Below are 23,268 nucleotides of genomic sequence, written 5' to 3'. Positions count from 1 at the left end.
TGTCAATGCGAAGGGGTCTGGGCCCATTCAGTGACAGCTCTGGCGCAGGCATAGGCACTCAGGACGGTGCTTTCCAGAGAAGGGGGAAGCGGGGTGGCCGTCCAGGGACCGGCAAGAAAGAGATTGGGAATGGGTGTCTTGGACAGAGGACGAAAGGTGCGGAAACCAGTCAGGCAAGGAATATACGGGTAAACGGATAGCGTGTCTGTTGACTCTCTATATTGCAATGACTGCTTAGGGGAAACGTTGAATATCTTATTGATATGAGGCCAGACGGTTTCTTTCAGCCAGTCGTCGGTGCGTAATGGCGATGGTAAAGATGAGAGGCTGATACCCGTAATCAACGTCGTTGGGCCATCCGTGTCTGGAACGGCCTGGCTGGTGACCCAATCAAATACACCGGAATTAAGAATAAGCCGAGGGGGAAGAAGTGCGTCGTTAAGGGTCAATCGGACCAGTGTTCCCGAAGATTCCTGCAGTTGAGCCAAATGGGAAAAACACGAAAAACGTGCCGGAGCTCTTTCCGGTAGGAGTCGAAGTAGCTCTGGAGGGGAAAGGGGCGAGACATAGATGTCGGCGTTAAGGCGCTCGCCGTTAGCCAGGCCAATGGCTTGAATCCGTTCGATGTCGGCATGGATGCCGGAGATGGCGTTTGAGGGATAAAACGTGACCCCTTTTTCTAATAAGACATGTCTGAGTTTTTGTTGAAGATGGCTCTGCGTGTCAGGTGAGGCTAGGAATGTTTCTGGTCCATTCGGTTTGGATAACCAGAATCGAGAAAGTACTTCCAGGAAATACCCGAGGGATGCCTGGATTACATCGCACCCTAAAAACAATCGACAGAATGGATTCCAGATACGTTGTCGTGCAAGAGCCGATTGTTGAGCGGAAATCAGCCAGGAATCAACGGTGAGCATGTCAGGGTGGTGATCTGGTGAACGGGGCTCTTCCCATTTTTTTTCTAAAAAATTAATCAAGTGCCAGCGATCTGCCCAGGGAAGGGCGCGAAAGCAGGCGAGTCGAATCATGGGATGAAGAGTCGCGATTCCCTTCGCGTTGGAGAGGGTGAGTGTTTGACCTTCGGATGTCCCGAACTCCAGGTTGACCGGTTGAATGCATTGGGCTGCGTGCTCGAAGGCCAGTTCCTGAAAAAGTGCCCATGTGGCATGGTAATAGCGTGGGAGAATAAGTGGGAAGGGCTGCGTCGTGAGGCGTTGAAGGGATGGTGGATAATCCGGTTCTATCGGTTTCGCAAAATGCGAAGATAATGGGGCCGGAGAGACAGGATTGTGGTTCTCGAGGATGGTGATCCGGAATCCGTAGGGGATGAGCCGATAGGCCGCGAGTAATCCTGGCAGATTTCCGCTCAGTATCAGAATGTGGTGTGTCACACTGTTGGCGCAATATTATGGGAAAGAAAAGATCGAATCCAAATATGAGCGGCAATCCCGAGTCGTTGTAGAGGGGCGACTCGAACCCGTGGGCCGAATACCTGGTAGTGCGGGTCTTCGAGTTGTTGGAGAATGCGGCTGTAGACTCCACGCATGATTTCTGAAACCACCAGCGATTTTTGATCGGAAGGAGGGAGGGTTTGAAGAATTTCTTGAGCTTGACGGTAATAGGTGCGAGCTCTTTCGCATTCAAATTTCAGAAGTTCAACCAGCGCCGGCGACTCCTGCTGGTGCAGGAGAGCATTTTCCGAATAACCAAAACGCTGTAAGTCTTCGAGCGGAAGATAGATGCGGTTCTGCTCGGCATCCCCCTTGAGATCACGAAGAATATTCGTTAATTGAAATGCCAATCCCAAGTTGACCGCATAGTCCTCCGCCGCAGGGGATTGGGTTTGGAAAATCTTGAGGCAAATCAGACCAACCACCGAAGCAACCCTATAGCAGTATTGATACAGATCAGCAAACGTCGCAAATCGATTGGAAGTCAGATCCATTTCTACACCAGAAATTAATTCTTGAAGGAGAGTTTCCGGGATATCAAAGGTCTGCAGGTGGGCGGCGAGACTCGTCGTGACCGGTTGGGTTGGATGACCTTGATAGGTAGCCGTCACCTCTTGTCGCCATTTACGGATTTCTTCGATGGGATGGCTTCCAGGTGCCGGCTCATCAACGGCGCTATCCACCATTTTACAAAAGGCATAAATGGTGTACATGGCTTCCCGCCGTTGCTGTGGCAGGAACAAAAACGAGTAGTAGAAGTTGCTGCCACTTTCTTTTGTATATTTGGTGCAAAACGTCTGTGCTTCAATAGGAGTCATGGGTTTCATGGAGTATTTCCCAAAGGCGGTAGCCGGGCAATGATCGTGAAACGCGGGGACAAATGTGTAACTGGGTAACGGCGAATTTTTTATCTCAAGACAAGGAGTGTGAGGTTAAGCCACCGACGATATTTGCGCTCCTTGCTGCGTTGGATGGTTATGTTGTGGACTCCCTTATTTTTTTGCATAGCGCTTGAGGGCTCATCAGTGGGGCACTGGGCTCCAGTATGACAAGGATTACATTGGCGAATACACTACCGTGAGCAAGGGTCCAGAGTAGCAAGGTTTGCGAAGCTCTTCAATGCAGGGGGAGTGGATAATATCCAGGATGGGGTGGAATGTTTTGCGGTTGATTCAACAGAACATCGAATAATTCTGGGTAACCGAACCCCTGATCCTTTAGGTGACGTAAGGCCGGCCAACCCATTGAAGATTTGGAAAGCTGCTCCTTACTGGGTGGAGCTCTTTCCCGTATTTTGAGGCTGTGACTTGAGTTTTTCGGCAGAGATCCAACCTGTTTTTCCCGTTGGTGTTCGAACCTGGTAGACCCATCCGTTTGCCTGATAGGCTCCATCCAGAATTGTGAGTGTTTCTCCTGGTTTCACTATCGGACCAGGCGTGGTGTTGGCAGGATCACCCATCAGCAGAAACCTTCCCAGAGTATCTGTCAGTGACACCTCCTGATTCTCGTGAAAGGTTGGAGGTGTGATGCCGGTCTGGTCTTGATTTCTGGTAATGGCAGCCGTATCGGTGGCGGTCCCTTGAGGCATCAAGATATTTGAGTTGAGAACCCAATAGGCCCCCCCAACAATCAACAACAACAGGACAATCCAAAAAAGTGGTTTCCTTGAAGGAGGCTTGGATTGGTTGAGATCGTCCTCTTCCAATCCTTCGTCGAATTCCAAGTCTTTGTCAGGCTCCTGGGCAAGGAGCACGTTCCATCGAGAAGGTTGTTCCGGGGAGAACACCGCACCGATTGTCGAGGTCATCATGCCTATCTCCTTTTTGTCGTGAGGTCTGCAAGCAGTGTCAATGCCGGATTGGCGTGGTATGAAATTGCCAAATCAGCAGGTCGTGTACGAAGAAATACCCATTCATGAAGTTTATTAACATCACTTCTATTTCCTGTCAAATCCTCCCAGCATATTGATGAGGGAACATGGTCTTTTCTTATGACAAACAGAGCGCCCAGGATGAAACGAGCCAGTTCATTCCAAGCATAAAATGATTTGAGTTACCTGTTGTGTCTGGCAATGAGGATTGATATCGGGATCAGCGTTATGGAAAATACACCTCGGATATAATTTGTGGTTGGGGAGGGAACATGAAATCGTATCGGGAAGAACTCTGGTTTCAGACCAAGGAACGCAGGGAATATCGGAATATTACCTCTCAGGTGGAACAGGTGGTACAACAAAGTGGGATTCAAGAGGGATTCGTCCTTGTGAATGCCATGCATATCACTGCGAGTGTCTATATTAATGATGACGAAGCCGGGTTGCTGCAGGATTATGAACAGTTCCTTGAGCGCCTTGTGCCGCAGACGGGAACGTACCGGCACAATCTAACCGGAGAGGACAATGGTGACGCTCATATTAAGCGTCAAATCATGGGCAGGGAAGTCGTTGTGGCTATCACCAAGGGACGCTTGGACTTTGGTCCATGGGAACAAATTTTTTACGCGGAATTTGATGGGAGACGTCGCAAGCGGGTGTTGGTGAAGATCATTGGAGAGTAGTGAGTTGGCAAACGGGTTCCAGTCATGTGAAAATACCGTGGAAATTTTGATGATCTGCCTTCTCCGAAAATTTTTACCTTCGCCTGGAATCGTGAAAACCCATGAATGCAATGTCTAGTTGGTATCGTCCTGATCCCCTCACCCGGGATTTAATTCATCTCATTAATGCCCGGCGGCATGAACATGGGGATCCCAGTTTGGCCATTGAGGTGTTACAGGCTTTATTAGATCAGGATCGTGAACATGAGGTCCTCACCGTTCTTGCAGCCTTAGACGAGAGTATGGCGGAGTGGTTATTTGATTTGCTGGCGGAAGCGGCCAGCTCCTGTCTGATGGAGGATGAGAGCGAAGACAGCGAGATGTATGGAATTCTTGCCTCATTTGAAGTATCGCTCCAAGCTAATCTGGAATATCCATTGAAATTGAAAATTGATCCGGTGGAAACGGCGGATTTGTTACGGAAACATCTGCATGTCCCGCCAGGGGCGGTAATTACCGTTGAGCCAAGGCTTCTCACCGATTCTACATTGGAATTTTTAAGTTTGCAGAAGATTCACGACCATATTTCCAACCTGGCTGAAGGACAGCCACGTCAGACGATTGCGGCGAGGCTTCATCCACCCGTTGAAGCCACCGCATTTTTATTTTTTGAAATTCTTGGTGTTCCTGATACGACGTTGCCGGAAGCGCTTTCCGAAGACGACTGTCAGGCTATTATGGATCATCTGGTGAGTCAATGTCCCGAAGTCGCCAAGGCGCCGCAACTCCTGGAGGCTCCTAATTATGCGGCCTATGCCTTGTATGATGCTCAAAACGCCGTTCGTCTCCATCGATTGGCTGATGAAACTGCTGCGGTGTGGCATGACCTGGAAGGCCCGGTTCGTAGTCGAGCCGTGGTGCATCTCCATACCCAATGCGGGAATGGCGTGTATATGCCTGTGTGGACCGATCTGTTTGATCCGGATCTTCCTGAAGACCATGGACCGATTTGGACATCGCCGGATGTGTGGGTGTTTACGGCAGATTTGCCAATTGAATGGCCGGGGGAATTGTTAACCAATCGCCTGCTGGCTGAGGGCTGCACGCGATTTGAAAATCATATTGTGGAAGCCACTGACAATTAAAGATCCTCCTGCGGCGGTTATGGAGCCTTGTTCATTTTCAGGGGGCCTGATCGGCCCGCCGCCTGACGTAAGTGATCGACCAACTTGGGAGGAACCCGTAACGAGCCCCGCCCCGTTCCGACCAAAATCTCAGGCTTGAAGGTGCCGTGAAAATCACTGCCTCCCGTCATAAGTAAATCGAATTTTCGGGCTAAGTTGAGATTGATGGAAATTTGGCGAGCGGAAAACGTCCCATAAAAGACTTCAAGGCCTCGTAATCCCTGCTCCACTAACGCCCGGCATGAGTCCGTCGTTTTATCGGTACCTAATCCCTCCCAATAGGGGTGAGCAAGGATGGGGATGCCGCCGGCCTCAGTAATCCACATCATGATTTCAGCCGCCTCGGGGACGACCCGCCGAACATAGGCTGCGCCTCTGATTCCCAGGAAACGATCGAACGCTTCTTTCATCCCCTTCACGTAGCCCTTTTCAATTAACAATTGCGCGATATGTGGGCGACCCATGGTTCCGCCTCCGGCGACATGCTCCACTTCATCGAGAGAAATCTCCATTTTGAGGGTGTGGAGCCGGTCAAGGATGTGATGAAGGCGATCAACGCGTGTCGCGCGGAGCTGCTCGAGTCTGGCTTGAAACTGAGGATCAGCGAGATCAATGAAATAGCCGAGCATATGCGTTTCCCGTCCCTGAAACTCTGTACTTAATTCAATGCCGGGTATGATTTCAATCGGGAGATGGTGAGCCGCTTCCATGGCTTCCGGGAGACCCTCAGTCGTGTCATGGTCGGTAATGGCCAGGATGTTCACGCCTTGTTGATGGGCTATTTCCACCAGCGCGGTGGGTGACACACTACCGTCCGAGAAATGGGTGTGAGTATGCAGGTCGATACGGCTCATGAGATCGGATGGGATTTATGGTTTTCGTGCCAACATGCGAGCGGTAAACGCCCGCCCCGAAGAGCTTTCATGATCTCCTTCGTCGTAATGGAGAATTCTGAGCCCTTGAAGAAGTGTGAGCAATTCATTGGTTTTAAGGCAGAACTCCTTTCGTCGTGGGTGTTGCCGATGAATATGGTTGTCCAGAAGGAAGGTCTCATACATGATGACGCCACCGGATTTCAGGGCGTTAACCAGTTGAGGAAAGAGCGGCCGGTACAAGTAGAAGAAGACGATAATGACATCGTACGCGGCTGTGCCCAAGTCCGGAGGGAATTGCGGATTCGCTTCTAAGTCTATGCATTGGGTCGTTATCGAGGGTAGGCCCGCTTCCTGGGCTTGCTCCTGAAGTTCATGGAGCGCGTCGGCATCGCGATCGATGCCATGAACCAAAAACCCTTTGGAAGCCAGATATATGGCATGACGACCTCGTCCCGTTGCCACATCCAATACCGTTCCGTGAGGCAGTCGGGAGAGCTGGTCCACTAGAAAGGGAGAAAGATGCTTGTGATCATGGGAAGTGAGTGGTTTGCGCGATCGGATCAATTGGACCCCGACAGACCCCTCAATGCTCTTCAACGGAGGGCGGATTTTTCTGACCCATATTTTGAGACGGGTAATGGGAAATTCATGAAGCAGGGCTTGGCAGATTCTCTCCGCCAATGTTTCAATCAGTGAAAAGGCCTGCCCCTCCCCAATGTTCTGAATTCGTTGTGTGATTGTTCCGTAATCGACTGTATCGGATATTTGATCACTCTGAAAGGCGGATTGATTGTGGCATCGGAAGGTAAGATCGACCAGAAGGGGCTGAGGTTGCTGTCTTTCCGTTTCAGTCACACCGCATCGTGCGGCCAACTGGATACCTTTGAGAACGATAGATGAAGACATGGGTCATTATGTCAGAACTTCCTTGTCCTGTGCATGTGATATTTGTAAGGAGGGGATTCGTCGTCCCAGGCGTGAACCGAATTAAAGAGATTGGAGGGTTTCATTCAGGAGGTGTTAATGAAATTCGGTCAATGGATTTCCTGCCAGGGGTGGAATAGCCGAAAGGCCAGCCCTGGATTGGGGTGGATTATCGGTTGCCTCCCTTGTTTGGTTCTGCAGGGTTCCTGTGAATGGGATGGATCATCCACGATCATGGTGACGGCTGAAGAGTTTCGATTTCATCCTACCAGGATCGAATGGGTATCCGACCAGCCTCTTCGTCTTCTGATTCGGAATCAGGGACGGGAGCGGCATGTGTTTCACAGCCCGGAATTGTTCGGTCCTGAACCTGGCGTCCTCTGGCATCAGCCAAAGGTGGTGCTTCAGGAAGCCAATACGGTTGTCCTTGAACCTGGGCAATCGATTGAGTTGTCTTTCACCGCGTCTGCCGGTCTCTATCCCTTTCGCTGTTGGATAAAAGGGCACACGGGCATGGAGGGCACGATCCTCGTCAAAGATCGTTCTTCAAAATTATGAATGGTTTATCGAAAAAATCACAAAAAGGTCGTCAGACAACCACAATGCTTTGGATTTTTTATCAGCTTAGATTGAAAATTTAAGAACCTCAAAGACCTGAGGGACTTTAATGATCTGGAGAATGTTGGAAATGCCAATGGAGACGGCTGACAGAATGCTTGCTGGTGTCAGTCAGTCACCAGCAAGCTATGCTTTATTTGCCTGGGACAGCATCAATGGAGGTTCTGGCCTTGGCGTCACGTTCGCAACTCATTGTGGCGAGCATTTTTTGGCCAGCAGTCGCATCACTTGGAATTCGGGAAAGACAGGCTTCAAGCGTGTCGCCTTGCGTGCCGGTGGACACTCGAGTCGGTCCAGTCGTCACGGCTTTTGCTTCAGTGTTTGACGATGGTGAAGCTGGAGAGCCGCTTGCACCAGTTGCGCCGCCATTCATCTCAGCACAGCCCATGGTCAAGGTTGCAAGGCCGAGAGAAGCATAGAGGAACATTCTAGAAAATGGTTTCATTGGTTGAACCCCTCCTCAATGGATAAACAAGTCGCGAAATATACTTGAGACTTCAGAAAAAAACAAGGTGCGGACGTCAAAATCTTCGTTCCTGATCTCTTCCGCGTATGGGTTGTTTCCAGTCTGATTATCTTGACTGGTATAGGGTTTATTGCTACGGTAAAATCTTTCCCTTACCTCCACAGAACGAACGGAATTATTCATGGCATACCTCATTGCTCGGCTGTTCCAGGGTCAACCTAGGAGCCAAGGTCAAGTGTTGTGACCTTTCAAGATATTATTCTCTCTCTTCATCAGTTCTGGAAATCCCGCCACTGCATTTTGACTCAGCCGTATGATACTGAAAAAGGGGCTGGGACGTTTAATCCGGCGACATTTCTTCGCGCGATCGGCCCTGAGCCCTGGCGTGCAGCCTATATTGAACCCTGTCGAAGGCCAACCGATGGACGATATGGAGATAATCCGAATCGCCTTCAGCATTATTTTCAATATCAGGTGGTGTTGAAACCGGCGCCTGCGGATTCGCAGGATCTGTATCTTCAAAGCCTTGCCCATTTGGGGTTAGATCCCTATCAACATGACATTCAATTTCTTCAGGATGACTGGGAGTCTCCCACATTAGGGGCGTGGGGGTTGGGATGGGAGGTCCGGTTAGATGGAATGGAGATCACGCAATTTACCTACTTTCAGGAGATCGGGGGGTTGGAGTTAGATCCGGTTACGGTGGAGTTAACCTACGGATTGGAACGCATTGCCATGTATTTACAGCAGGTCGATAACGTATATGACCTGATGTGGACAGAAGACGTTCGATACGGCGAACTCTATCATGCGTCCGAAGTTCAGTTTTCCGTCTATAACTTTGAGGCGGCGGATGTGGATTTGATTCAGACAAGCTTTGATCGCTACGAAAAGGAATGCCAACAGTCATTGGAGCATCCTCGGGGACTGGTATTACCGGCCTACGACTGCTGTATGAAATGTTCCCATCTCTTTAACTTGCTGGATGCGAGAGGGGCGATCAGTGTGGCCCAAAGGACAGGCTATATCGGCCGGGTACGAAATCTTGCCAGGAAATGTGCCCAAGCTTATCTTGGTCAGCGGGAGCAGATGGGCTTCCCGCTCTTGCGCCACGCGGCGGCTTCCGCCCGTCCTCATAGAAAACAAAAGATTATTTGAATCGATGCCCCGATGGGGGATTGTGGCAGATACGCGTATGGCAACATCAAGAACACCACGCAAAAATGTAAGGGCTAAGTCGGTTTCGAAATCTCAGCCCAAGTCTGTTCCCTTTTTATTAGAAATTGGGACGGAGGAATTGCCGTCCGCTGTTCTTCCCCAGGCATTGGAAGACCTGGCAAATCTTGGGCAACGGCTTTTTGCGGACAGTCGGTTGAAGTATGAGTCCTTGGGGACTCTTGGGACACCCCGGCGTTTAGCCCTATTGGTCAAAGGGGTGGAGCCTCAACAAGCTTCTCTGACTCAAGACATCTTGGGCCCGCCAGTGTCGGCAGCCTTCGATGCTTCGGGACAGCCCACTAAGGCGGCATGGGGGTTTGCTAAATCTCAAGGGGTGCCTGTTGACCAACTTCGTATGAAAGAAACCCCCAAAGGGGTCTATATGGCGGTTGAAACGCATCAACGAGGTCAGTCGGCCAAACGGGTAATCACGGAGGCGCTTCCCCAGATCTTAAGTAAATTAGCTTTTCCGAAATCGATGCGGTGGAATGCCTCGCGGGCCAAATTCGGTCGTCCGATTCGCTGGCTGGTCGCGCTACTAGGGGAGCAAGCGCTCACCGTAGAATTTGCCGGAATTCAATCCACCGCCATGACAAGAGGGCATCGATTTTATCGGCCGAAAGGTAAAAAGCGGGGGCAGACCTTTCCACTCACCACCGCCAACAATTATATCGAGACCATGAAGCGACTGGGAGTGTTGGTTGATCCGGAAGAGCGTCGGCGTCTCATTACGCAAGAAGTCTCTCTCTTGGCCAAATCTGCTAAGGCTCGGGTTGACCCCATGTATTGGGATGAGCTCATTGAAGCCGCCGTCTTTGGCGTGGAATACCCTCACACCATTCTCGGAACGTTTCAAAAGGAGTTTTTAGCGGTTCCCAAGCCGGTCCTGATCTCATCAATGAAAGAGCATCAAGGGTTTTTCTCGCTGATGACAAAGGATGGCGTCCTCCTCCCAAAATTTATTGCGGTGACGAATATGCCGTGGGGCAATACCGCGCTCATGACCAAGGGGAATGAACGAGTCCTGGCAGCCCGCCTGAGTGACGCTCAACATTTTTTTAAAGAAGATTCGAAACGCCCACTGCATGAACGGGTGCCGGCATTGGAAGGCGTCCTCTTTCATCACAAGTTGGGAACCGTGCGTCAAAAAGTGGATCGTGTGGGTCACCTGATCGGGTGGATGGCTGAGCAAATTGGCCGAAAAGATCTGGATGAGGTGTGCCGACGCGCCGCTCTCTTGGCCAAGGCGGACTTGACGACCGGAATGGTTGGAGAGTTTCCGACCCTGCAAGGGGTGATGGGGGAAGAATATGCCAGACACGATGGCGAATCTGCAGAGGTCTGTCGCGCTCTTGGCGAACAGTATTTCCCCAGATTTCCAGAAGACCGGTTGCCGATCGGACTTCCGGGTGTCCTACTCGCAGCCGCCGATCGGTGTGATTCCATCGTGGCTTTTTTTGCGGCCGGAATGGCCCCATCCGGCTCAGAAGATCCATTGGGGTTACGTCGAGCCGCGTATGGGTTGGTGCGAATATTGGCAGAAACGCCACTCCGGCTGAATATCGCTTCTATGGTGGATCAGGCGTTGCAGATCTTGGATGGACAAGGTGGGCGGGTGCGTGGCACTCCTCAGACCGGGTCAGAAGTGGTGGTGTTTGTTATAGACCGGCTTCGATTTTATGGCAGGCAACACCTGGGATTACGAGAAGATGTCATGGAAGCGGTCATCCGGATTCCTCATGCGATGGACTGTGACATGGGTGATCTGGTCGCACGCATGCAGGCCTTGGAGGCCATGGTGCCTCAACCGGATTTTAATCCGCTGATGATCGGATTTAAGCGAGCTCACCGAATTGTCGAAAAAGAACAATGGACCAACGCGCAGGCCCTGCCTGGACAGTTTGTGCATGAATCGGAGCGTCGGCTGTTTCAGGCCTTGGGGGTGATACAACAACAAGTCCTCAGTTCAGTGAATGACCGGAATTACGGAAAGGCGCTTCATGCGTTGTTGGAACTCAAGGGCCCAATTGATGAGTTCTTCGGAGCCGTGATGGTCAATGATTCAGACCCACTGACACGGGCCAATCGCCTTTCCCTGTTGAAGGCGACGGATGCCCTGTTTCTCACGGTAGCCGATTTGTCCTGTCTGCAATCGGCAAGTGGATAACAGTCGTTAATCGAAGAAGATTCCGGGCCGCCCTTGTGAAAGCGAGACGGTCATGGGAAGGAACATCCGATGGGGGATGGTACCGACCGTGTAGAGAGCCCCGAGATTTCAAGACGGCTGAAGCGCTTCACTCTGGTCGTCACGGTGGCCCTTATTATCGGCTGCAATGCCTTAATCCTGACAGGTCTTTGGGTGAGCGGAGTCGATTTGGAAAAGATCTTCTCAAAATCGGAGCTCTATGATCCGGTAAATGGGCATTGTGTCCAGGTCACCTGGTTAAAGGTTGTGGGCGCGGATGGGTTAGTGAAGGTCTGCTCCGAATGGCTTGATTTTTCGGATATCTCGGGTGAAACGCATCTGTTGCCGGAAGGAAAAACCCTGGCGATGGGGCCGGATGGGAACCTGTACGTCTCCGGGAACCCGGCCGAGAATTACCGATTGATTGCGCTCATGATTTTTGCCATAGTTGTCATAATTTCCGGCATGTGGTCCAAGCAGATGCTGATAGCTAAATATCAGGACCGTCTTCAATCTGTAAATCATCATTCAACCTGAATGCTTGTGTATCCTACCTTTGTTCTGACAGCCAGCTCATATATTCATTTTCATACATCACGCCTGTCTCAGGCATCTTGGAGAAAAAAGACTGTTCCCTGTGAAGGTCTCCATTCATGGGGGAGAAGGGTTGGGAGAAGAATGTCAGACATTCAGTCTCCTCCTCTGCCGACGTCTTTTTTTTCGAAGGGCCGAAGGGTCGGGTAAAGGAGAGCGAAGAAATGCGGCACAAAAAATATGTCTATTTCTTTGGCGGCGGCAAAGCCGAAGGATCCGGCAACATGAAAGAACTCTTAGGAGGGAAAGGGTCGGGATTGGCTGAAATGACCAACCTGAAAATTTCTGTTCCTTCAGGATTCACGATTACCACTGAAGCCTGTGTGGAATACTTTCATGCCAAAAAACGCTTTCCCGCCGGGATGTGGGATCAAGCGCTGAATGGCCTGCGGCAGGTCGAAAAAACCATGAAGGCCAGACTCGGGGATCCGGATAATCCGTTGCTGGTGTCAGTACGGTCAGGAGCCCGAGCGTCGATGCCGGGTATGATGGATACGGTGTTGAATCTGGGCCTCAACCAACAAACGGTTCAGGGTTTAGGTAAAAAAACCGGCAATCACCGGTTTGCCGTTGATGCCTACCGGCGGTTTATCACCATGTTTGGCAGCGTGGTGATGGGCATTCCCCGTGAGCGATTTGAACATACCCTGGAGGCGATGAAACACGCACAAGGGGTCAAGCACGATACCGATTTGACTGAAGACGCCTTGGCGCAGTTAGTGGTGCAGTATCAGGAATTGGTTAAAACCGAAATCGCGCGAGATTTTCCGCAAGATCCGTTTGAACAACTCCGGATGGCGGTGGATGCGGTATTTGATTCCTGGTTTGGAGATCGTGCCGTGACGTATCGCCGGCTCTACGATATTCCTGATGAATGGGGAACGGCGGTTAATGTCCAGTCGATGGTCTTCGGCAACATGGGCGACACCAGCGGGACAGGCGTGGCCTTTACCCGAAATCCCGCGAACGGGGTCCCGGTCTTTTTTGGCGAGTGTCTGTTGAATGCCCAGGGCGAGGATGTCGTGGCAGGTATTCGAACTCCCCTGCCGGTCGTCGCGTTACAAGATACCTTGCCGGAGGCCTATAAGGATCTGATCAAGACCCAGCGTACCCTGGAAAAACATTACCGGGACATGCTCGATCTGGAATTCACGATCCAAGAGGGCAAATTGTATATGCTGCAAACCCGGATTGGAAAACGAACGGGAATTGCTGCGGTGCGGATTGCCGTAGATATGGTTCGTCAGGGACTTATCGACCGGCGAGAAGCCGTCAAGCGGGTTGCTCCGGAACAACTTTCCCAATATCTATACCCGATTTTCGAAAGCAGTGATGAGGCGAAATTTCAGTCAGTCGGTAAAGGGCTTCCAGCGGGTCCGGGAGCTGCGGCCGGCCGCATTGCTCTCACCCCGGATCAAGCCGTGGCCATGAAAGCCAAGGGGGAACGGACCATTCTGGTCCGTCATGAAACGAGTCCTGATGATATCCATGGCATGCATGCAGCGGAAGGATTTCTGACGGCCAAGGGCGGGATGACCTCGCATGCGGCTGTCGTGGCCCGGCAGATGGGAAAAGTCTGTATTGCGGGCTGTGATGCCGTAGAAGTTTTGTCGAACGGCAAGGTGCAATTTGGGTCCATGATTCTGTCTGAAGGAGATTTTCTCTCCTTGAACGGGTTTACCGGACAGGTCTATGCGGGAGACATTCCCGTGGTGGATTCCGAAGTGATCCAAGTCATTCAGGGAAGAATGGATCCAAAAGATTCTGAAAAGTATCAGTATTTCTCGACGATTTTGAAATGGGCCGATGCGTTCAGAGTGCTGAAAATTCGATCGAATGCGGATATTCCCGAGCAAGCGCACATTGCACGAGGATTCGGGGCCGAAGGTATCGGGCTCTGCCGGACCGAACACATGTTTTTTGCCGAAGACCGCGTACCCATCATGCAGCAAATGATCCTGGCATCCTCCAGAGAAGAGCGGGAATTGTATTTAGAGCAGCTGTTGCCACTTCAACGGCAGGATTTTATCGGACTCTATCGTGAAATGAAGGGATTTCCGGTCACGATTCGATTACTCGATCCTCCCCTCCATGAATTTTTACCCAAACGCGAACATCTGCTGGTGGAACTTGCGAAGTTGGAAGTGACCAATGGAGATCCTCAGGTCATTCAGGAGAAACAACGGATACTGGATCGTGTCGAAGAGTTGCATGAGTATAATCCCATGCTGGGTCTTCGTGGATGTCGGCTTGGAATAACCATGCCGGAAATTACGCGCATGCAGGTTCAGGCCATTTTTGAAGCGGCATGTGAAGTTGCGCGCGAAGGGAAGAAGATCGTGCCGGAGATTATGATCCCGTTGGTGGGGATGCCGTCGGAGATGAAAGCGCAAAAAGAACTGATTCAGGAAGTGGCGCAACGGACCATGTCGGAATATGGCATGACGTTGAATTACTTGATTGGCACCATGATCGAACTCCCTCGCGCGGCGGTGACGGCAGGGCGAATCGCCGAACATGCGGAATTCTTTTCCTTTGGAACCAATGATCTGACGCAAACGACGTTCGGGTTTTCTCGCGATGACGCAGGACCCTATATCGGGTTTTACATGGATCGCCAAGACCGGTGCCCGGTCTGTCAACGGACCAACGTGGATTGGAAGAAAATGGTATGCCGGATGTGTAAGGCCACGATCGACAAAAAGGCCGAAAATATTTTGGATGCAGATCCCTTTGCCGTGTTGGATCAAGAAGGGGTGGGAGCCCTCATGAAATGGGCAATTGAGGACGGGAGGAAGACCCGCCCGTTGATTAAACTTGGAATCTGCGGAGAGCATGGTGGTGAGCCAAGTTCCGTGGCCTTTTGTCATGAATTAGGCCTGAATTATGTGAGCTGTTCGCCCTATCGTGTGGCCATTGCACGGCTGGCTGCGGCTCAGGCCGCCGTTGCGGTGCTCGAACGGGAGGAGAGTCAACGGCAGCCTCGATCAACGCCGGGCAATAACGGTCAGTCCCGAACGGTGGCGACTAAATCCGGTCCTACCAAAACGACCCAAAAGACACCTTCCGCAAAAACGACCGGGAAAAAAGTTACGACCGGGAGAGGCGTGGCCGGGAAGAAACCAGCTACAAAGAACGCGGCAGCGAAGAGCGCAGTAAAGAAGGATGCCGTGACGAAGACCAAGAGCAAAAAGAGCCCATCCAGGAAAATGGCTACTTCCTCTTCTACTCGTAAAAAACGAGCTACGGCTGCTAAACGGCGGTGACCTCCGTCCCATCAGATGACACCTATATGAAGCGGGCCCTTTCCCTTGCCGCCAAGGGGAAAGGGCGTACGAGTCCCAATCCCATGGTAGGGGCGGTGATTGTCAAAGATGGGCAGATCGTGGGAGAAGCCTATCACCGTCAGTCCGGCGAACCTCATGCAGAAATTTTAGCGCTCCACCGTGCGGGCCCTCGAGCGCGGGGGGGGGTCCTGTATGTGACGTTGGAGCCGTGTTGCCATACCAACAAGCGCACACCTCCCTGTGCCCCCCTCCTTATTCAGTCCGGGCTTGAACGGGTATGCGTGGCGATGGTCGATCCCAATCCACAGGTCAATGGACGCGGGCTTCAACAACTCAAGCACGCGAATGTTCCGGTATCGGTTGGGGTCTTAGAGCAGGCGGCCCGGCATTTGAATAAGGTCTATGCCTATTGGATCACGACCGGACGCCCGTTAGTGACACTTAAAGGGGCAATGACCTTGGATGGAAAAATCGCAACGGCCACCGGTGAGTCACGGTGGATCACAGGGGAACGTGCACGTCAGGATGTCCATCGTTTGCGTAACCAGATGGATGCAATTCTGGTTGGCGTCGGAACGGTCATTGCCGACGATCCTGAATTGTCGGCTAGAGGAACAACGATGACAAACAAACGGGTGGGACGGCAACCCGTAAGAGTCGTTCTTGATAGCCGATTGCGCATTCCCTCCAATGCCAAGGTTTTGCAATGGGTAAGTGAGCAGCCCACCATTTTATGCACGACCACACAGGCTCCACCACAAAGAATCGCACACTTGAGAAAACGTGGCATTCAGGTGTGGGTGTTGCCTGGGCAAGCCGGCCGAGTTTCCTTAAAGGCCTGTCTATCCCGATTAGGGAAAGAGGGTCTCACCTCGGTGCTCATCGAGGGAGGGGGTACGGTGAATGCGGCTGCGTTTCAACAGGGACTGGTGAATCAGGTAAGATTGTATATGACTCCAAAGCTCCTCGGAGGTCAGGATGCCATCGGCCTCATTGGGGGGAAATCTCCGAAAACGCTGAATCGCGCTTGGCCACTTGCTGATTGCCAACTCAAAAAGCTCGGGAATGATTGGCTCGTCACGGGAACGATTGAGCCACGAGGGTGAGGATCTTCTGCCCCATCGACAATAAGCAAGGTGATGGTGTCTGCCATCCATGACCAGAGATAAAACTCCAATCGTGTGCTGAACAGAAAAACCTCGGAGATCGCGCTCATGACCACTCTCAATCATATCGACGAGCAGAATTTAGCATTAGCTGTAGATCTCTTAGAAAACCCCAGCTTTGCCGCGAAGGTCACGAATCTCATCGGAGGGCCGGTTGAAAGGGCCATCACCATGTTGCCCGAGGGATTCTCCAACAAACTCCTGACGACTACGCACAAAGCCTTGAACAAAGCATTGGATCTGGCTGTCTCCAGTATAGATGAACGGTATCGGGGTGAACCCGCCAATGGGGCCCACCGAGTATTGACCACCGTCAGTGGGGCAATCGGAGGAGCCATGGGGCTTATGGCATTGAGTGTAGAATTGCCGATCTCGACGACACTCATGTTGCGGTCTATTGCCGATATCGCGAGAAGTGAGGGAGAACCCATTATGGAGGCTGGGAGCAAGTTGGCCTGTTTGGAGGTGTTCGCCATGGGGGGCACCAGTCAAGCGGATGACGGGGCGGAAACGGGATATTTTGCGGTGAGGGCCGCGTTGGCGGGTGCGATGACCGAAGCGGGCAAGTACCTGATTGAACGTGGCTTGACGAAGTCAGGCGCCCCGCCATTGGTCAGGTTTCTGTCTGAAATTGCCTCACGGTACAGTATCCAGGTATCGGAAAAGGCGGCTGCCCAGGCGATCCCGTTGTTGGGAGCCGCAGGGGGAGCCACCATCAATTTGCTGTTTATGGATCATTTTCAAAATATGGCGCGTGGGCACTTTATCGTGCGGCGATTGGAACGCGCACATGGCAAAGAGACCGTCCAAGAGGCCTATCGAAAATTTGCCGCCAGGAATTAGATTCGCCGCGTTCTGTTTTGTCATCCCCGCAGGTGGGAGACATCAGCAACAGCATTGTCATGCTGAGCAGCGAGAAGCATCTCGCTCAGCCATGGACGGCTTGGACTGGGCTTAGATCCTTCGTTGCTTTCAAGAGGACAAGAAGAAGTGTGAAATCTTCTAGCGCCTGCTCTGCGCTTGGTCGAAGGGTTTGTCCTGCGAGCAACGTCGAAAGGCTCGAACCGTAATTTCGGTATGATTCCCCCAAAAGTCTATTTCGAATTCAGCGATTACCCCATTCCCTCTATCTTCTACAAAAATCCCGCATAGTCTTTGTTTCATTCTCTTTTGAACCTTTCAGGAATTTTTATCGTACGACTGTGACACTGAGCCCATAGGAATGTCCGGTAAAATATGAGAAGATTAAGTACTGAAGCCTCAGTGATTTGAAAGGCTTCATTGTCAAAATTGTTAGGGTAACACGGGATGAAAAAAAATATTGTCCTGCTTTCAGTCTTAATGGTGGCCCTGTTGGCTTTTCCCATTTTGGCCCATTCCCCTCCCGAAATGGAAAAGAGCGAGGCCTTCGAGTCTTCGGGCAGGAGTCTGTCCTCATTGGTGAAAGAATATGTGGAGGAAGACTCTCCGGAAAAAGCCAACGAGCTATTAGCTGACATTCAACATATGCCTGAGGCCAATGTTGAATCCATTTCAATTATTCTTCAGCAGCCGACCCCGTATGAGGCTCAACCGGTTGGAGCCCAACCCCACCGCTCTATTCGGGTGAGGGGAGTGGATGCTGAGTATGCCTTGTATGTTCCGCCTTCCTATTCACCTGAACAGCCTATGGCTTTCATTCTGTGTTTGCATGGGGCAGGGTTTACGGGTGAAGCTTATCTGGATCGCTGGATTCCACGTCTGGGTGAGAAATACATTCTGGCTTGTCCTTCGGTGACTATGGGGGCATGGTGGACCAGATACGGAGAGGAACTGGTTTTAAAGGTCTTACAGGAGGTTCAAACCCGCTACCATATTGATCCGGATCGGATCTTTCTCACCGGCATGTCCAATGGCGGTATTGGAACCTGGATTATCGGGATGCATCATGCGGATCGCTTTGCGGGTATTGCGCCAATGGCCAGTGGTATTGATGATGTGCTGTTTCCCTTTGTTGAAAATTTAGTTCACACGCCCGTCTATGTCATTCATGGCGCAGCCGATCAGGTTATGCCTGTGCAGTTGAGTCGTGATCTGGTGAAAGAGATGGAGCGCCGCGGCATTTCCTATCAGTACCAGGAGCATACCTGGACGCATCCTCATGCGGGAGGGCATTTCTTTCCCAAGCAGGCCTTGCCCGAATTGATGACCTGGTTTGATGCTCAACAACGCGAGCCATTGCCCCGGACCATCTCGTTGGTTCGGGATGCGACCCATCTCACGCCATTCTCCTGGGTGCGGATCGATATGACCGATCAGATTGCCGCCTTTACCGAAAACCTGATTGACAGCCGCGATGAATTTATAACGGGAGGGGTGTATGCCAAATTACACGCTCAGGTCACAGCTCCCAACAAGATCGTGGTGAGCACCAGTCGTATTCGCCGCTATACCCTGTTTCTGAATCAGGACCTGGTAGATTTTTCCAAACCCATCATCGTAGAAACGAATGGGAGGATATCTTTTGAAGAAATGGTCGAGCCTCGCATCGAAACGCTCCTCAAGGAAGTCCGATACCGCTCAGACACCCACACACTCTTTCCTGTCAAACTCACCATAGATGTGACCTCTCCTGATATCCCGAATGAGAAGTAGTGGCCTTGCCAGCCTGGGCGGCTGTGGCTTGTTTGAAATGAAAGAATACGATGAACGTTTTCAGGTTCAACTGAAGGCGGTGAAACCTCTTGGGACTAGACCTTTCTCCCGAAAGTCTTGATGCGGGTGGTGGCGATTATGGGTTCATGTGGAGGCGGTCGCATCGGTCAATTTGCAAAACAGATTGATGAGTTTCATGTCGTCCAGGGAGCCGGGAGGAGTGCCGGCGATTCGGGGATCAGCAACCACGATGGCCAGGCATTTCGCCCGGGAGATGGCCACATTCACCCGGTTCCGGTCAAGAATGAAGGTCAGACCGCGTGAACCGTATTCTCCGTAACTGGAGCAGAGTGACAGGATGCAGACAGGGGCTTCCTGCCCTTGAAATTTGTCAACGCTTCCAACGCGTGCCCCGACGGGGAGCGCGATCTGAAGGGCGCGAACCTGAGCGTTGTAGGGGGCGATGAAAAGAAAATCCTCCAATGTCAGTGGTTTGGTGCCGCCGTCTTTGTCGGTGTAAAGACGTCCATGGAGTGCGTCGTAAATCCCGGTGACCCGTTCCACTTCTTCGTCACTTTGTTGAACGTTGCCATCGTGCTCCACGCCGCTGAACAGGATCCCGCTTTCACAGGTAATGAGACCGTTGGCGCCAGGCGGGACCAGGATTTTCTGCCGGGTGCAATCGGCATGTGATTGAAGGCGGCCCTCATACATGCTTTCCGAGATGAAGCGGCAGACGAATGGGTGCATACGTCGGGATTCGCCGAGGAAAAGTCCGTAGTCCGGAGGTATCACGGCATGCATGATAGGGGAGTCGGGTTGGCTGGCTTCCAGGTCTTTGAGCGCGTATTGGAGGGCGGAAAGACCGGCATCACCGGGATGGGAGCCTTGCACGGGCTGTTCAAGTTGCATCTGATCACCCAGGAGCACAAGGTTCTTCGCGCATCGAGCCATCGCGATGGCGTTGGCCAGGGCAACCTGTCCCGCTTCATCGATAAACAGGAAATCGAGTGCGCCTTCCCACTCAGGTCTGGTAAAGAGCCAAGCCGTTCCGCCGACAACCCCGCCAGTGTAAGCCTGGTGCGCGGAGGTGGCGTCTTTGAGGTATTGCAAGCCGGGGTTGCAGGTGAATAATGGATCTTCGGCGTCCCCTCCGACTTTTATGCCCCGGAGCTGAGAGCCACTTTTTTTAGCCGCGTCGCCGCAGGCGGTGAGAAGATTTATCACGGCCTTGTGGCTGTTGGATGCGACGCCGATTTTTTTGCCGGAAGCGAGAAGCCTCGTGATGACCTGTGAGGCGGTGAATGTCTTGCCTGTGCCGGGAGGCCCCTGAATGACCAGGCAGCCACCGGCCATCGAACCGGCAATTCGGATCGCAGCCTGGGTTGGGGACTCATCGGTCTGTTGCAGCGGTGTGACGACGGGCGGCACACGGTTCAACAAGGCGGCCACGGGGGCATTGAGGTTGTGTGAGAGGTGTCTGGTCACAACTTCCGTCAGCGCATGCTGAATGGCCGTTGCCGGGACATGCTCGTCCGGAAGCAGTGAACCCTGCGAGGGGAACGCGCCTGAAAATTTCTCGCTCAGAGATTTCTTGCCGATCTTGAGGCTTAGACTGCCCGTGGATATATCCAGCTCCAAGAGGGTGAATTTTGCCTTCAGATTATGGGTGAACATCACTTTGGAGTTATCCCCGGCAGCTAGTTTGCATTCCTGAGAGGGGTCGAATCGATATTCTTGTACCAGTGAAAGTTTTTCGGGCATGGGAGGTCCCACAGCGCAGATCCCCTCGAGGCAGGACGGGTCATCCCGGAGTTCTTCGGGTGTCGCCGTGGCGCGGTCAAACATGCGCCACCACATGGGCTTTTCTTCCCGGCGATGGAAGTCGATCACATCGGCAAGAATTGCGGAGATGGCATCTCCTTGCCTACGAAGCTGTGCAGCGGTCTCCAATCTCGTCACGACCTCCGGTGGCAATTCTTTTGGCGCCGACGGAGCCGTTTCGGAATCCAGGGTGGCTGCAGTGATCTGATGTTCGACGACCACTTTCCGTAACCATTGCAGCAACTCTGCCGTGGATGTGCAATCGTCCTGGTTGTAATCGCGGATATCTTTCAGGATGGGGCTGTAATTCCAATCAGCCGGCTGTTGGCTTTCGATCCACCTGGCGTATTGCACGATCGAGTCAGCCGCAGTGGCAACCTCGGTGGCCCGCTTCGGCCGGTAAAGGCGCTCGACTGTCTTGAGTGAGTAGCTATTCTCGCCGAGGCGTAGGCCGTGACGGACAATCTGAAAAAGATCAACGAACACCTCGTTCCGGAGCAGCGCATCCACCTCGTCCTGACGGGTATCGTGACGGGTGCTCAATCGCCGCACCGCGCTTACCTCATAGGGTGCGTAGTGGTAGATGTGCATGCCGGGGTTACGCTGCCATCGATTGAAGACCCAGTCCACGAAGCCCTCAAAGGCCAGCTGTTCTTCCTCCCGGTTGTGTGCCCACCAGTCCATGAACTCAAATGAATCCGGCTGCCCGGTTCGCGTGCAGACTCCAAACAGATATTCCAGTCCGCCGGCAACCAGCGGGTACCCCTCCATGTCGAAGAAGACATCCGCCGGATGATCCGGGGGAAGAGCGGCCAGGCCCACCGGTTCGCCATTCGCACCGATTGGAGGCAGTATTTCGTAGCGCGGAGGGGCATCGGGATTTTCAGCCCGGTCGGCTCGCGTTTGGCATTGAAGCCGTGCCTGGGCGACAAGTTTTGCAAGTGAGTCGGGGGCCAATTTACGAATGGAAGCGCCTGAGGCTGCAGAGAGATCGGCTACCGTGGTGATCCCACCTTTCTTCAGCTTTTTAATCTGGCCCACGGTGATTCCGGCCACTTGCACCAGATGGTCCGTGTCGTGGAAGAATTTATCCGCATAGGAAGTCCATCGGCCGTGATCGGCTCGCGATAGAGGCTCCGGGTGATCCGTGATGTTCCCTGTGAAGGCTTTCTGCATGGTCAGGAAATTCGTTTTGATGCGCCCGTAGTAATGGATGAAGTCTTCGATCCGGAATTCAACCCGTTCCTTCGTGCCGAGGATGAGACCGAACTTTTCCGGCATCGTGGTCCCGGTGACGGCGGCGAGTAACTCCGAATAGCAACAAAGCTGAATCGCATAATATGGCTTGGGCGAGCGGGCCAGCTTCGTGTCCCACACTTGGTAGTGTCCAGATTCATCGAGCAGAAGAAAATCAGCAAACCCGGCGAATGGCTCATGCTCCAAAAACGCCTGATAAATAATTGGGGTCTTTGCGTTGATTGCGGAAATGGTCGTTGTCCGGGCAACGCTAGGATCGGTTCTTGGAATTTCGGCCAGCTTGGCGCCAGATGTTTTGAATTCATCAAGCACCGCGCGTTCATGCTGTGCGCCGGTTTGCGCGATCAGTCGTCCATCCTCGGTTTCCTCGTCAGGCGCAACGGCGCCGGGATTCTCCAAAGAATATCGGTCCATCCATGATGCGAACGGTGAGGCCAGATAGCGGATAAGATCGCTTGGCGAAAACACTAATTGGCCTGAGAGATCTTTTTTCATGCGGCGGTCGCAGGATCAGTTGGCGGTTTGCAGTTGTTATCTAATATCAAGGGTCTAAACCCGTAATCCTTCCATATGGACGGAATGGCCGAGCTTAAATAGAAGCATTTCTCCAGAAATTCCAGAATCATTACGTCTCACACTTTCTCACAAAACTTTTCATGGATGTTACGTATACCAATATCCTGCATGGGACGTAGTGACCTTCCTAGGTTAAATGGTAATGTGTGTATTTGGAATGAGGTGGTTTCAAGATTGACGTACAAATCTTTCTAAAGGATTTCGTGGGGTTCAATAAGAGGATGATTCACTATTCTGCTTTATTTGTGCTGTCAAATTGGTGGACAAATATCTGGAAAGAAGCATGGCCATTCGCAGATATGAAAGATGCTTTTATGGTAGAGAGATTCTTTGCGAAACCTATTTAACAGGAGAGGGGGATATAAGAATGCTAATTAGGTAATTGTGAGTATTGTTCTTCATTGGGCCTGATATCACAAAAATATCTTCGTAGGCTGTCATATATGGACTCCCCCTGTTTTGCAAGCGAGATTT

General features: G+C 52.0%; 16 protein-coding genes and 1 pseudogene. 10 read left to right on the top strand and 7 right to left on the bottom strand.

Annotation, left to right across the window (positions count from 1 at the left end; genetic code table 11):
• Positions 1 to 2 precede the first annotated feature (2 nt).
• The 3 genes from H6750_15095 to H6750_15085 all read right to left on the bottom strand — a co-directional run bounded on the left by H6750_15095 (position 3) and on the right by H6750_15085 (position 3,261).
• Positions 3 to 1,391, bottom strand: coding sequence for an FAD-dependent oxidoreductase (locus H6750_15095; GenBank protein ID MCB9775634.1), 1,389 nt, complete (start codon positions 1,389 to 1,391; stop codon positions 3 to 5).
• On the bottom strand, positions 1,388 to 2,278 hold the full coding sequence (hpnD, locus tag H6750_15090) for a presqualene diphosphate synthase HpnD (GenBank protein MCB9775633.1): 891 nt from the start codon (positions 2,276 to 2,278) through the stop codon (positions 1,388 to 1,390). The genes H6750_15095 and hpnD overlap by 4 nt, the downstream gene beginning before the upstream one ends.
• Before the next feature lie 440 nt (positions 2,279 to 2,718).
• A complete protein-coding gene (locus H6750_15085; GenBank protein ID MCB9775632.1) occupies positions 2,719 to 3,261 on the bottom strand; it encodes an SH3 domain-containing protein in 543 nt (180 codons plus the stop codon).
• 332 nt (positions 3,262 to 3,593) lie between these two features.
• Between H6750_15085 and H6750_15080 the strand changes: the two genes are divergently transcribed.
• Both H6750_15080 and H6750_15075 read left to right on the top strand, forming a co-directional pair.
• Positions 3,594 to 4,007, top strand: a complete 414-nt coding sequence (locus H6750_15080) for a YjbQ family protein (protein MCB9775631.1) — start codon at positions 3,594 to 3,596, stop codon at positions 4,005 to 4,007.
• A 101-nt stretch (positions 4,008 to 4,108) separates the two neighbouring features.
• On the top strand, positions 4,109 to 5,131 hold the full coding sequence (locus tag H6750_15075) for a hypothetical protein (GenBank protein MCB9775630.1): 1,023 nt from the start codon (positions 4,109 to 4,111) through the stop codon (positions 5,129 to 5,131).
• Between the two features lie 17 nt (positions 5,132 to 5,148).
• Here the strand turns inward: H6750_15075 and H6750_15070 are convergent, their stop codons facing one another.
• Both H6750_15070 and folB read right to left on the bottom strand, forming a co-directional pair.
• Entirely contained in the window at positions 5,149 to 6,024 is an 876-nt protein-coding gene (locus H6750_15070; GenBank protein MCB9775629.1) for a PHP domain-containing protein, read from the bottom strand.
• Between the two features lie 15 nt (positions 6,025 to 6,039).
• Positions 6,040 to 6,951: a dihydroneopterin aldolase gene (gene folB, locus H6750_15065; GenBank protein ID MCB9775628.1), complete on the bottom strand. Its 912-nt coding sequence runs from the start codon at positions 6,949 to 6,951 to the stop codon at positions 6,040 to 6,042.
• 117 nt (positions 6,952 to 7,068) lie between these two features.
• On the opposite strand from folB, the gene H6750_15060 reads away from it, so the two are divergent.
• Positions 7,069 to 7,527 carry a cupredoxin domain-containing protein gene (locus H6750_15060; GenBank protein MCB9775627.1) on the top strand — a complete coding sequence of 153 codons (459 nt, stop codon included), beginning with the start codon at positions 7,069 to 7,071 and terminating at the stop codon, positions 7,525 to 7,527.
• Positions 7,528 to 7,720: 193 nt separating this feature from the next.
• Here H6750_15060 and H6750_15055 read toward each other — a convergent pair whose 3' ends face one another.
• Positions 7,721 to 8,032 (bottom strand): hypothetical protein, encoded by a 312-nt coding sequence (locus H6750_15055; GenBank protein MCB9775626.1) that lies wholly within the window; start codon positions 8,030 to 8,032, stop codon positions 7,721 to 7,723.
• Positions 8,033 to 8,293: 261 nt separating this feature from the next.
• Between H6750_15055 and H6750_15050 the strand changes: the two genes are divergently transcribed.
• The 7 genes and pseudogenes from H6750_15050 to H6750_15020 all read left to right on the top strand — a co-directional run bounded on the left by H6750_15050 (position 8,294) and on the right by H6750_15020 (position 19,137).
• A complete protein-coding gene (locus tag H6750_15050) occupies positions 8,294 to 9,211 on the top strand; it encodes a glycine--tRNA ligase subunit alpha (protein MCB9775625.1) in 918 nt (305 codons plus the stop codon).
• A 37-nt stretch (positions 9,212 to 9,248) separates the two neighbouring features.
• A complete protein-coding gene (locus H6750_15045; protein ID MCB9775624.1) occupies positions 9,249 to 11,438 on the top strand; it encodes a glycine--tRNA ligase subunit beta in 2,190 nt (729 codons plus the stop codon).
• Positions 11,439 to 11,507: 69 nt separating this feature from the next.
• The gene (locus tag H6750_15040) at positions 11,508 to 11,993 is read left to right on the top strand and encodes a hypothetical protein (protein ID MCB9775623.1); all 486 of its coding nucleotides are present in this window, start codon (positions 11,508 to 11,510) and stop codon (positions 11,991 to 11,993) included.
• A 221-nt stretch (positions 11,994 to 12,214) separates the two neighbouring features.
• Positions 12,215 to 15,019, top strand: a pseudogene (locus H6750_15035) (pyruvate, phosphate dikinase).
• Positions 15,020 to 15,342: 323 nt separating this feature from the next.
• Positions 15,343 to 16,443: a bifunctional diaminohydroxyphosphoribosylaminopyrimidine deaminase/5-amino-6-(5-phosphoribosylamino)uracil reductase RibD gene (gene ribD, locus H6750_15030; GenBank protein MCB9775622.1), complete on the top strand. Its 1,101-nt coding sequence runs from the start codon at positions 15,343 to 15,345 to the stop codon at positions 16,441 to 16,443.
• 108 nt (positions 16,444 to 16,551) lie between these two features.
• Positions 16,552 to 17,346 (top strand): EcsC family protein, encoded by a 795-nt coding sequence (locus H6750_15025; protein MCB9775621.1) that lies wholly within the window; start codon positions 16,552 to 16,554, stop codon positions 17,344 to 17,346.
• Positions 17,347 to 17,811: 465 nt separating this feature from the next.
• Positions 17,812 to 19,137 (top strand): hypothetical protein, encoded by a 1,326-nt coding sequence (locus tag H6750_15020; protein ID MCB9775620.1) that lies wholly within the window; start codon positions 17,812 to 17,814, stop codon positions 19,135 to 19,137.
• A 144-nt stretch (positions 19,138 to 19,281) separates the two neighbouring features.
• Here H6750_15020 and H6750_15015 read toward each other — a convergent pair whose 3' ends face one another.
• Positions 19,282 to 22,713 (bottom strand): TM0106 family RecB-like putative nuclease, encoded by a 3,432-nt coding sequence (locus tag H6750_15015; GenBank protein MCB9775619.1) that lies wholly within the window; start codon positions 22,711 to 22,713, stop codon positions 19,282 to 19,284.
• Positions 22,714 to 23,268 lie beyond the last annotated feature (555 nt).

The organism is Nitrospiraceae bacterium (assembly GCA_020632595.1).
Taxonomy (GTDB): domain Bacteria; phylum Nitrospirota; class Nitrospiria; order Nitrospirales; family UBA8639; genus Nitrospira_E.
The sequence above is the reverse complement of the archived record's forward strand: the minus strand, read 5'-3'. Positions and strand labels throughout refer to the sequence as shown.

Excerpts from the sequence above, each read along its gene's own strand:
- H6750_15015 (MCB9775619.1), bottom strand. The coding sequence starts at position 22,713 with ATGAAAAAAGATCTCTCAGGCCAATTAGTGTTTTCGCCAAGCGATCTT.
- H6750_15085 (MCB9775632.1), bottom strand. The coding sequence starts at position 3,261 with ATGATGACCTCGACAATCGGTGCGGTGTTCTCCCCGGAACAACCTTCT.
- hpnD (MCB9775633.1), bottom strand. The coding sequence starts at position 2,278 with ATGAAACCCATGACTCCTATTGAAGCACAGACGTTTTGCACCAAATAT.
- ribD (MCB9775622.1), top strand. The coding sequence starts at position 15,343 with ATGAAGCGGGCCCTTTCCCTTGCCGCCAAGGGGAAAGGGCGTACGAGT.
- folB (MCB9775628.1), bottom strand. The coding sequence starts at position 6,951 with ATGTCTTCATCTATCGTTCTCAAAGGTATCCAGTTGGCCGCACGATGC.
- H6750_15020 (MCB9775620.1), top strand. The coding sequence starts at position 17,812 with ATGAAAAAAAATATTGTCCTGCTTTCAGTCTTAATGGTGGCCCTGTTG.
- H6750_15055 (MCB9775626.1), bottom strand. The coding sequence starts at position 8,032 with ATGAAACCATTTTCTAGAATGTTCCTCTATGCTTCTCTCGGCCTTGCA.
- H6750_15045 (MCB9775624.1), top strand. The coding sequence starts at position 9,249 with ATGGCAACATCAAGAACACCACGCAAAAATGTAAGGGCTAAGTCGGTT.
- H6750_15075 (MCB9775630.1), top strand. The coding sequence starts at position 4,109 with ATGAATGCAATGTCTAGTTGGTATCGTCCTGATCCCCTCACCCGGGAT.
- H6750_15040 (MCB9775623.1), top strand. The coding sequence starts at position 11,508 with ATGGGGGATGGTACCGACCGTGTAGAGAGCCCCGAGATTTCAAGACGG.
- H6750_15060 (MCB9775627.1), top strand. The coding sequence starts at position 7,069 with ATGAAATTCGGTCAATGGATTTCCTGCCAGGGGTGGAATAGCCGAAAG.
- H6750_15070 (MCB9775629.1), bottom strand. The coding sequence starts at position 6,024 with ATGAGCCGTATCGACCTGCATACTCACACCCATTTCTCGGACGGTAGT.
- H6750_15025 (MCB9775621.1), top strand. The coding sequence starts at position 16,552 with ATGACCACTCTCAATCATATCGACGAGCAGAATTTAGCATTAGCTGTA.
- H6750_15080 (MCB9775631.1), top strand. The coding sequence starts at position 3,594 with ATGAAATCGTATCGGGAAGAACTCTGGTTTCAGACCAAGGAACGCAGG.